General features: G+C 62.2%; 8 protein-coding genes. 7 read left to right on the forward strand and 1 reads right to left on the reverse strand.

Annotation, left to right across the window (positions count from 1 at the left end; genetic code table 11):
* The first annotated feature begins 244 nt into the window (after positions 1 to 244).
* A complete protein-coding gene (folD, locus tag ACFHWW_RS33270; RefSeq protein ID WP_275596753.1) occupies positions 245 to 1,144 on the forward strand; it encodes a bifunctional methylenetetrahydrofolate dehydrogenase/methenyltetrahydrofolate cyclohydrolase FolD in 900 nt (299 codons plus the stop codon).
* A gap of 95 nt (positions 1,145 to 1,239) precedes the next feature.
* Here the strand turns inward: folD and ACFHWW_RS33275 are convergent, their stop codons facing one another.
* Positions 1,240 to 2,271: a substrate-binding domain-containing protein gene (locus ACFHWW_RS33275; protein WP_100670009.1), complete on the reverse strand. Its 1,032-nt coding sequence runs from the start codon at positions 2,269 to 2,271 to the stop codon at positions 1,240 to 1,242.
* Positions 2,272 to 2,588: 317 nt separating this feature from the next.
* Between ACFHWW_RS33275 and ACFHWW_RS33280 the strand changes: the two genes are divergently transcribed.
* From ACFHWW_RS33280 to ACFHWW_RS33305, 6 genes are all read left to right on the forward strand, one after another.
* A complete protein-coding gene (locus ACFHWW_RS33280) occupies positions 2,589 to 3,956 on the forward strand; it encodes an ABC transporter substrate-binding protein (protein ID WP_275602597.1) in 1,368 nt (455 codons plus the stop codon).
* A 149-nt stretch (positions 3,957 to 4,105) separates the two neighbouring features.
* Entirely contained in the window at positions 4,106 to 5,116 is a 1,011-nt protein-coding gene (locus tag ACFHWW_RS33285; protein WP_379943581.1) for a carbohydrate ABC transporter permease, read from the forward strand.
* Between the two features lies 1 nt (position 5,117).
* A complete protein-coding gene (locus tag ACFHWW_RS33290; protein WP_275596752.1) occupies positions 5,118 to 6,260 on the forward strand; it encodes a carbohydrate ABC transporter permease in 1,143 nt (380 codons plus the stop codon).
* A 35-nt stretch (positions 6,261 to 6,295) separates the two neighbouring features.
* The gene (locus tag ACFHWW_RS33295) at positions 6,296 to 7,945 is read left to right on the forward strand and encodes an alpha-glucosidase (protein WP_379943587.1); all 1,650 of its coding nucleotides are present in this window, start codon (positions 6,296 to 6,298) and stop codon (positions 7,943 to 7,945) included.
* An 18-nt stretch (positions 7,946 to 7,963) separates the two neighbouring features.
* Entirely contained in the window at positions 7,964 to 9,052 is a 1,089-nt protein-coding gene (locus tag ACFHWW_RS33300; protein ID WP_379943583.1) for an ABC transporter ATP-binding protein, read from the forward strand.
* A gap of 102 nt (positions 9,053 to 9,154) precedes the next feature.
* Positions 9,155 to 9,565 carry a hypothetical protein gene (locus tag ACFHWW_RS33305; RefSeq protein ID WP_275596750.1) on the forward strand — a complete coding sequence of 137 codons (411 nt, stop codon included), beginning with the start codon at positions 9,155 to 9,157 and terminating at the stop codon, positions 9,563 to 9,565.
* The last annotated feature ends 508 nt before the right edge of the window (positions 9,566 to 10,073 follow it).

Below are 10,073 nucleotides of genomic sequence, written 5' to 3' on the forward strand. Positions count from 1 at the left end.
TTTCGAATGAGGATTTTACGCCCGGTCTCGGCAATGCAAAAGCCGGAATCGTGGATGCGCCACCCAGGATCCGGGGCTGTGTCTCATCGTGCAAGGAAATTGCCGCACCGAAGCGGATGGCGCTTCCATACGCGCAGGGCACTTGCAATTATGCGTTTGGAACAGCATAGGGCGCATGCAGGCAATCGCCGGATGCGGCTTGATCTAGAGTGTGCCGCGTTCGGGACTAATCGGGAGATACGCCGTGACGACTGTGATTGATGGCAAGGACGTTGCTGCTTCGGTCATCGAAACCGTGAAATCCGCCACGAGCGCACTGGAAAGGGAAACCGGCGTGCGCGCGGGTCTCGCGGTCGTCATCGTCGGGGACGATCCCGCGAGCCACACTTACGTGTCGGCGAAGAGCAGGATGGCGAAGGAATGCGGCTTCCTGTCGGTTCAGCATACGCTGCCGGAGGAGACGTCGCAGGAGGAACTCGCGGCGCTGGTCGCCGAGCTCAATGCGGATCCGTCCATCCACGGCATTCTCGTGCAGTTGCCTTTGCCGAAACACCTCCGCTCGGAACCGATCATCCAGTCGATCCTTCCGGAAAAGGACGTAGACGGACTGCATGTCGTCAATGCCGGCAAGCTGGCGACCGGCGATCTCGAAGGCGGGCTCGTCTCCTGCACGCCGGCCGGCGCCATGGTCTTCGTGCGCCGGACTTACGGCGATGATCTTTCCGGTCTCGACGCCGTCGTCATCGGCCGCTCCAACCTCTTCGGCAAGCCCATGTCCGCCCTGCTTCTCGCGGCCAATGCAACGGTCACGACGGCGCATTCGCGCACCAAGGATCTCGCGGCCGTTTGCCGCAAGGCGGACATCCTGGTGGCCGCGGTCGGGCGCCCCGAGATGGTCAAGGCGGACTGGGTGAAGCCCGGTGCCATGGTGGTCGACGTCGGCATCAACCGCGTCCCGGCGCCCGAACGCGGCGAGGGCAGGACGAAGCTCGTCGGCGATGTCGCCTTCGAGGAGTGTGCGAAGGTCGCAGGCGTAATCACGCCGGTCCCGGGAGGCGTCGGGCCGATGACGATCGCGATGCTGATGGCGAACACGATCATCGCCGCCTGCCGCATGGCCGGCCGCAAGCCTCCGAAATTCTGACTGCCGCTTGGGACTAGACAGTCCATCCCCAACCCCTCCCACCTGTGGGGAGGGGTTGGGGATGGGGTGAAGCGGCTTGCGTAACGATCGCGGCTCTACCTGTTCGGTGCAGGCCCCGTCGAGGCGCGCACGATCAGTTCGGCGCGCCAAAGCTCCTGCTCGGGATAGTCTGCCTGATTGAGTATGCCGCCGATCAGCCGTTTGGCGATGCGTGCACCGGCTGCGCGAAGCGAGGAGCGCGTCGTCGTCAGTGGTATGCTGAAGTTCTCGGGCTTCAGCATCGGCAGGACGTCGTCATGGGCGATGAGCGAGATGTCGGTGCCGATGGTGAGTCCGGCCTGGTTGATCGCGCGCACCGCGCCGAGCGCCAGCACGGTACTGGAACAAAGGACGGCGGTCGGCGGGTTCGGCCGTTTGAGGAAACGCTGCATGCTCCGATAGCCATGCTCGTCGGTCATCGCAGAGTGATGGACGAGCGCATCGTCGAGGTTGAGGCCCTTTTCCGCGAGCGCGCGCACCAGCCCCTTCTTCCGGCGGATGGAGAAGGTGAGGTGTTCCGGCCCGTTGATCAGGGCGATGCGGCTGTGGCCGAGTTGGATGAGAAGCCTGGCGGCGTCGTAGAAGGCGCCGGTATTGTCCACGTCGAGGAACGGATAGTCCCGGGGACCGCCGATGGAGCGGCCATGCACCACGAAGGGAATGGAAAGAGCCTTCAGCATCTCGATGCGGGGATCGTTTGCGCGCATATAGGCGGTGAAGACAGCGTCGACATTGCCGCTCGCCGCAAGCCGGCGGAATGTCGCCTCCTCGTCTTCGGGCGCACTGGGGTTCAGCACGAAGTGGAAATCGTGCTCGACCGCTTCCTCCGCCAGCCCCGCCAGGAATTCACCGAAATGGATGTCCGAATCGATTCCCGATGCGATCGGCATGACGAGCCCGATCGAATAGGCTTTTCCGGTCGCGAGGCGCTGTGCGGCGCGGTTGGGCCTGTAACCCGTCTCGCGCACCGCCTCCAGCACCCGCGCCCGCGTTTCCGCATTGACCTCCGGATAGCCGTTCAGCGCCCGGCTGACCGTGGTCTGGGACAGACCGAGCAGTTCCGCCAATTGCTTGAGATTGACCGGCATGGCGAGAATTCCTTCCAAAGCGCTTTGAATATCTTTTTCATTTTTCTTGCTTCGGCAAGCACCTCTCATGTCCTGTATCATCGGGATCGGGTTCAAAAAAGCGAAAAACCAGCATCTTGCGCCGCAAAACGTTGCCGCAGAGCAAAAATCCCGCTCAATTCCGGACGAGAAGGAAAGCTCTTGACTCTTTCTCTGCAGCGATGGAGTGTTAGCGAGCTCAAAGCGCTTTGAATGCTCCTCCTAGACGGAGCCATTAATACGCGCTTTGACATTCGCCCGAGGCGTCCGCCCGGGCTTCTTTTTGGGGAGGACAAGAGGTGAAGAGATCGTTGCTGATCGGCGTGGCCGCATTCGCATTGCTTGCAGGGCTTGCAGGGACTGCGGGCGCCGCCGACCTGAAGTTCAAGCCGGGAGAGGATTCCAGGTTCAACTGGGCGAGCCTGGAGGAGTTCAAGAAAGGTCACGACCTCAAGGGTCAGACGCTCACGATCTTCGGCCCCTGGCGCGGCGAGGACGAGGCTCTGTTCAAGAGCGTCTATGCCTATTTCGTCGAGGCGACCGGCGTGGAGCTCAAATATTCCTCCTCGGAAAACTACGAGCAGCAGATCGTCATCGATACGCAGGCGGGAAGCCCGCCCGATGTCGCAATCCTGCCGCAGCCGGGTCTCATCGCCGATCTGGCCGCCAAGGGCCTTCTGACGCCGCTCGGCGACGAAACCAAGCAATGGCTTCTCGACAACTATGCTGCAGGCCAGTCCTGGGTCGACCTCTCCACCTATAACGGCAAGGACGGAACGCCGGCGCTTTACGCCTTCCCGTACAAGATCGACGTCAAGTCTCTGGTCTGGTACGTGCCGGAGAACTTCGAGGATGCCGGCTACGAAGTCCCGAAGACCATGGAAGAACTGAAAGCGCTGACGGAGAAGATCGCGGAAGACGGCGAAAAGCCGTGGTGCATAGGTCTCGGTTCGGGCGGCGCGACGGGCTGGCCGGCGACCGACTGGGTCGAGGACCTGATGCTGCGGACCCAGCCCGCCGAGACCTACGACAAATGGGTGAAGAACGAGATACCGTTCACGGATGCGTCGGTCACGGGTGCGTTGGAGGAGTTCGGCTGGTTCGCGCGCAATGACGCCTTCGTCGACGGCGGCGCAGCGGCGGTGGCGTCGACCGACTTCCGGGACAGCCCGAAAGGGCTCTTCAGTTCTCCGCCGAAGTGCTACCTGCACCATCAGGCCTCGTTCATTCCGTCCTTCTTCCCGGAAGGCAAGGTTGTCGGAGAGGATGCCGACTTCTTCTACATGCCGCCCTATGAAAGCAAAAAGGAGCTCGGCAATCCGGTGCTCGGCGCAGGCACCCTGGCGATGATCACCAAGGACACGCCGGCGGCACGCGCCTTCATCGAGTTCCTGAAGACCCCGATCGCGCACGAGGTCTGGATGGCCCAGACGAGCTTCCTCACGCCTTACAAGAGCGTCAATGTCGACGTCTACGGAAATCCGCCGCTGAAGAAACAGGGTGAAATCCTGCTGAACGCCACGACGTTCCGCTTCGACGGCTCCGACCTGATGCCCGGGAAGATCGGGGCCGGCGCCTTCTGGACCGGCATGGTCGATTTCGTCGGAGGCAAGTCCTCGGCCGACGTCGCGGCCGGCGTACAGAAGGCATGGGACTCCATCAAGTAGGATCCGGTCAGCCGGACGGTGGGGGCATCGTCTGCCTGTTCCTCATTCGGCGGTCCTCCGGCTGGAGGGCCGCCTGATAACAACGGCAGCTGCCGTTATGCAAAGCGCCTGCAGACGCCCGCGAAGGCGTGAGAGGGGAGGAATGTGTCATGGAGCAGTTGATTGCTGCCATTCTGACGATGGTGGCCGGCGTTCTGGTTTGCGCAGCCTATTTCTGGAGCACGAATCTCGTTCTCGACTGGATCTTCCCATCCAAGGGCAAGTTCGGTGCCGTCGCCTCGCGCAACCTGCGTATCGCCAACAGCATTCGTCCCTGGCTGTTTCTCGCCCCGGCACTGCTGGCGCTGACGCTCTACCTCGTCTACCCCGTCGTCCAATCGATCTGGCTGAGCCTTCATGGGCGGGGAGGCCAGAACTTCGTCGGCCTGAGCAACTATTCCTGGATGATCAATGACGGCGAATTCCGCCAGTCGATCTTCAACAATTTCCTCTGGCTTCTCGTCGTGCCGGCGCTTTCGACCTTCTTCGGCCTGATCATTGCGGCACTGACCGACCGCATCTGGTGGGGCAATATCGCCAAGACGCTGATCTTCATGCCGATGGCGATTTCCTTCGTCGGCGCAGCCGTCATCTGGAAATTCATCTATGACTACCGCGCCGCAGGCTCCGAACAGATCGGTCTCCTGAACGCCATCGTCGTCGCGCTTGGCGGCGAGCCGCAGGCCTGGATCACGCTGCCCTTCTGGAACAACTTCTTCCTCATGGTCATCCTCATCTGGATCCAGACCGGCTTTGCCATGGTCATCCTTTCGGCTGCGCTGCGCGGCATTCCGGAGGAGACGATCGAGGCGGCCGTCATCGACGGCGCCAATGGCTGGCAGATCTTCTTCAAGATCATGGTGCCGCAGATCTGGGGCACGATCGCCGTCGTGTGGACGACCATCACCATCCTGGTCCTCAAGGTTTTCGATATCGTGCTCGCGATGACGAACGGGCAATGGCAGAGCCAGGTGCTTGCCAACCTCATGTTCGACTGGATGTTCCGCGGCGGCGGCGACTTCGGCCGGGGCGCGGCAATCGCGGTGGTCATCATGATCTTGGTCGTCCCGATCATGATCTGGAACATTCGCAACGCGACCAGGGAATCCGGGGGGCACTGAAATGAATCCGTCGAGGCGTTCTCCACTCACCTGGGCCGTGCATCTTTCCGTCCTGCTTCTGGTCCTGCTCTGGACCCTGCCGACGGCCGGCCTCCTGATTTCCTCCTTGCGCGACAAGGACCAGCTCGCCGTTTCCGGCTGGTGGACGGCTCTTTCCAGCTCGTCGCGCAACGCCGTCGCCCGCGCGCCCTCGGCCGAGAACCAGGTCGAGCGCGACGGCAAGTTCGTGATTTCCGGGAACCTGCTGGAGAGCCGGGGAGAGGTTTCCGCCTTCGGATTTTCCAGCCGCGAACCCACCAAATTCAAACCCGGCGAAACGGCCGAGCTCAACGACGGCGAAAAGCTGACGGTGCAGGCAGACGGCAGTTTCGAGATCGTTTCGGACCAGCGGATGGAGGGCTCGCGCGGCCAGCGCATATTCTTTACGGCCACCACGCCACCGCGCTTCACGCTCGACAATTATGCCGAGGTCCTGAGTGCTGCGGGCATCGGCAGATCCTTCCTGAATTCGCTGACCGTCGCCGTACCGTCGACCGTCATTCCCATTCTGATCGCGGCCTTCGCCGCCTACGCGCTCGCCTGGATGCCCTTTCCCGGCCGCGCGATCCTGCTCGCAGTGGTCGTCGGTCTTCTCGTCGTGCCGCTGCAGATGTCGCTCATTCCGCTGCTGCAGCTTTATAACGGCGTCGGCGCCTTCTTCGGCGTGTCCGCCAAGACCTATATGGGCATCTGGCTCGCCCATACCGGCTTCGGCCTGCCGCTCGCCATCTATCTCCTGCGCAACTACATGGCCGGCCTGCCACGCGAGATCATGGAATCGGCGCGCGTCGACGGCGCCAGCGATTTCGATATCTTCGTTAAGATCATTCTGCCCCTGTCGTTTCCGGCGCTCGCCTCCTTTGCCATCTTCCAGTTTCTCTGGACCTGGAACGACCTTCTCGTCGCCATCGTCTTCCTCGGCGCGGGGGACGACAAGCTGGTGCTGACCGGGCGTCTGGTCAATCTCCTCGGTTCGCGCGGCGGCAATTGGGAAATTCTCACCGCCTCCGCCTTCATCACTATCGTCGTTCCGCTGATCGTCTTCTTCGCCCTGCAACGCTACCTGGTGCGCGGCCTGCTGGCTGGGTCGGTCAAGGGCGGCTGATCGACTTCAGACAAGGAATCCTGAACAGCATGACAATGAACGAAACGACGAGCTCAATCCTCGAGCCCGATAGGGATTGGTGGCGCGGCGCGGTGATCTATCAGATCTATCCGCGCTCCTTTCAGGACAGCAATGGCGACGGCATCGGAGATCTGCAGGGGATCACTGCCCGTCTGCCCCACATTGCGGGGCTCGGCGCGGACGCGATCTGGATTTCGCCCTTCTTCACGTCGCCGATGCGGGACTTCGGTTACGACGTCTCGAACTATGTCGATGTCGATCCTATCTTCGGGACGCTCGAAGACTTCGATGCGCTGATCGCCGAGGCCCACCGGCTCGGCCTCCGGGTGATGATCGACCTGGTGCTGTCACATACCTCCGACCAGCATCCCTGGTTCGTCGAAAGCCGCGCCAGCCGCAGCAATGCGAAAGCGGACTGGTATGTCTGGGCGGATTCGAAGCCGGACGGCACGCCGCCCAACAATTGGCTGTCGATTTTCGGCGGTTCCGCCTGGCAGTGGGATCCGACCCGCCTGCAATATTATCTGCACAACTTTCTCACCTCGCAGCCCGACCTCAATCTGCATAACGCGGAGGTTCAGGAGGCCCTGCTTGCCGTCGAGCGCTTCTGGCTGGAGCGCGGCGTCGACGGTTTCCGGCTCGACACCATCAACTTCTATTTCCATGACCGCGAACTGCGCGACAACCCCGCGCTCGTTCCGGAGCGCCGGAACGCCTCGACTGCGCCGGCGGTCAATCCCTATAACTATCAGGAGCATATCTACGACAAGAACCGGCCGGAGAACCTGGAGTTCCTGAAGCGCTTCCGCGCGGTGATGGACGAGTTCCCGGCGATCGCCGCCGTCGGCGAGGTCGGCGACAGCCAGCGCGGCCTCGAAATCGCAGGCGAATACACCTCGGGCGGCGACAAGGTGCACATGTGCTACGCCTTCGAGTTTTTGGCGCCCGATCGGCTGACGCCGCAGCGCGTGGCCGAGGTTCTGCGCGACTTCCAGAGGGCCGCCCCTGAGGGCTGGGCCTGCTGGGCCTTCTCGAACCATGATGTGGTCCGCCACGTCAGCCGCTGGGCCGATGGCGTTATCGATCATAACGCGCATGCGAAGTTGCTCGCCAGCCTGTTGATGTCGCTGCGCGGTACCGTCTGCATCTATCAGGGCGAGGAACTTGCGCTCGCCGAGGCGGAGCTCGCCTATGAGGATCTCCGGGATCCCTATGGCATTCAGTTCTGGCCCGACTTCAAGGGCCGGGACGGCTGCCGCACGCCGATGGTATGGGAGAGCCTGCCCGATGGCGGCTTCAGCAGCGCGAGGCCGTGGCTGCCGATTTCCGAGAGCCACATTCCGCGGGCGGTTGCCGTGCAGGAGGGCGACCCGGCCTCGGTGCTGCATCACTACCGCCGCTTTCTCGCCTTCAGAAAGGCGCATCCGGCCTTGGCCAAGGGCGAGATCGAATTCGTCGAGACCAGGGGCTCCTTGCTCGGCTTCCTGCGCAGCCATGGCAATGAGAGAATCTTTTGCCTGTTCAACATGAGCGACGAAGCTGCGACGAAGGAACTGCCGATGAAGCGGCTGGAGCCGCTCGAGGGCCACGGCTTCGTCACGGGGATACTGGATCACGAGGTCAAGCTGCCGGCCAGGGGCGCGTTTTTCGCGCGCCTGGCCTGAGAACCGAGGGAGGGTGCCATGACAGGCCTGCTGCTGAAAGATATCCGCAAGTCCTACGGGGCCGTCGACGTAATTCACGGCATCGATCTCGACATCAAGCAAGGCGAGTTCGTCGTCTTCGTCGGACCGTCCGGATGCGGGAAGTCCACGCTTCTGCGCATGATCGCCGGGCTCGAGGAAATAACCGGCGGCGACATGTTCATCGACGGCGAGCGGGTCAACGACGTGCCGCCTTCCAAGCGCGGCATCGCCATGGTGTTCCAGTCCTATGCGCTCTATCCGCATATGACCGTTTACGACAACATGGCCTTCGGCATGCGGATCGCCAGGGAATCGAAGGAGGAGATCGACCGCCGTGTGCGTGGAGCCGCGGACATGCTTCAGCTCACCCCATATCTCGACCGGCTTCCGAAGGCGCTTTCCGGCGGCCAGCGGCAGCGCGTGGCGATCGGCCGGGCGATCTGCCGCAATCCCAAGGTCTTCCTTTTCGACGAGCCGCTCTCAAACCTCGACGCCGCGCTGCGGGTGGCGACCCGCATCGAGATCGCCAAGCTCAGCGAGCGGCTGTCGGACACCACCATGATCTACGTCACCCATGACCAGGTGGAGGCGATGACGCTGGCCGACCGGATCGTGGTTCTCTCCGCCGGTCACATCGAGCAGGTCGGGGCGCCCCTCGAACTCTACGAGCGGCCGGCAAATCTCTTCGTTGCGCGCTTCATCGGCTCCCCGGCCATGAACGTCATTCCGGCGACGATCACCGCGACCGGTCAACAGACCGCCGTCACGCTCGCGGGCGGAAAATCGGTGACGCTCGACATTCCGACGAATGCCTCCGAAAACGGCAAGACGGCAAGCTTCGGCGTGCGCCCGGAAGACCTGCAGGTGACCGAGACCGACGATTTCCTGTTCGAGGGCACGGTCTCGATCGTCGAGGCGCTGGGCGAGGTGACCTTGCTTTACATCGAAGGACTGGTCGAAAACGAGCCGATCATCGCCAAGATGCCGGGGATCGCCCGCGTCGGCCGCGGCGACAAGGTGCGGTTCACGGCCGACAAGGCGAAGCTGCATCTCTTCGACACAAAAGGACAGAGCTATCGGGCGTAGTTCGGCTGCAGGGCCGGGGGCATTTTCGGCCTGCAGCCCTGAACCCTCTGTTAAATTTCATGGGTTAGCGTCGTCGCAGTGAAATGCGAAAAGGCGAGTTCGATGAGCAGTGCAGCCCCCGTGATCAACCGGCACTTTCTCAACAAGGAAGAGTCATTCATGTACGATCGGGAGGCGAATTTCCCGATGGAAGACACGCGGAACGAGGCGCGGATCGAATTCACCGAAAAGGGTATGCAGAATCTCTCGTCGCGCCGCTGCGAGATCATCAAGCTCTCCAGGAGCAGCGCCCTGATCGGCATTCTGACCCAGTTCCAGCTGCCGCAGAATTTCTATCTCGACATACCGAGCGCCCGCATCCCCCTGATCGGCTGCCTCCTGAGGCGGGTGCATGCCAACAACATCATCGAGGCGCGGTTCCTGCGGCTCCTGAGCGAGCGGGACCTCAACCGGATCTTCGTCTACAGCACCCATCCGAACCATCGGAACCGCACGCTCGACATCTATCGCTGAGAATGACGCGGCCCTCCGGTCGCAAGGGGCCGGGGGAACCGGTGCGCGGATGGTCTCGGCAGGTTGCTCGGCTGCAAAAAACCACTCGCGTCGCGCAAACATCAGGCCAACTGCGTAGATCGCGAATGCAAGGAGCGCTCTCGCCGGCGCAGACAGTTCAGAGTAGCCACCGCCCTCGGCGCGTTTCATTGCGTCACAGATTGACCATCCCCTCGCATATTCGCAAGCGAATGTTGTAGGAGCCGTACATCCCGGTCCCTCATTCCTGTGCTTGTCACAGGAATCCAGCCAGACCAAGTCCTTGGGCTGGAAAGGCTCTTCCCGCGCCGCAGACGCGGCGCTGCTGGATCCCTGCGACGAGCACAGGGATGAGAGTGGAGGGGGTGCGGTCCCTCGGCGCGTCTCAAAAAGACGTAACTTTTCGTTGCGTGACGGGTTGACCATTCCCTCGCATATTCGCAAGTGAGGGTTGTAGCAACCGCTCATCCCGGTCCCTCATTCCTGTGCT

Source organism: Sinorhizobium sp. P24N7 (genome assembly GCF_042436655.1).
GTDB lineage: Bacteria > Pseudomonadota > Alphaproteobacteria > Rhizobiales > Rhizobiaceae > Sinorhizobium > Sinorhizobium meliloti_A.

Bases quoted from the DNA above. Each gene is read 5' to 3' on its own strand.
- ACFHWW_RS33275 (WP_100670009.1), bottom strand. From the start codon at position 2,271: ATGCCGGTCAATCTCAAGCAATTGGCGGAACTGCTCGGTCTGTCCCAG.
- ACFHWW_RS33305 (WP_275596750.1), top strand. From the start codon at position 9,155: ATGAGCAGTGCAGCCCCCGTGATCAACCGGCACTTTCTCAACAAGGAA.
- ACFHWW_RS33295 (WP_379943587.1), top strand. From the start codon at position 6,296: ATGAACGAAACGACGAGCTCAATCCTCGAGCCCGATAGGGATTGGTGG.
- ACFHWW_RS33290 (WP_275596752.1), top strand. From the start codon at position 5,118: ATGAATCCGTCGAGGCGTTCTCCACTCACCTGGGCCGTGCATCTTTCC.
- ACFHWW_RS33300 (WP_379943583.1), top strand. From the start codon at position 7,964: ATGACAGGCCTGCTGCTGAAAGATATCCGCAAGTCCTACGGGGCCGTC.
- ACFHWW_RS33285 (WP_379943581.1), top strand. From the start codon at position 4,106: ATGGAGCAGTTGATTGCTGCCATTCTGACGATGGTGGCCGGCGTTCTG.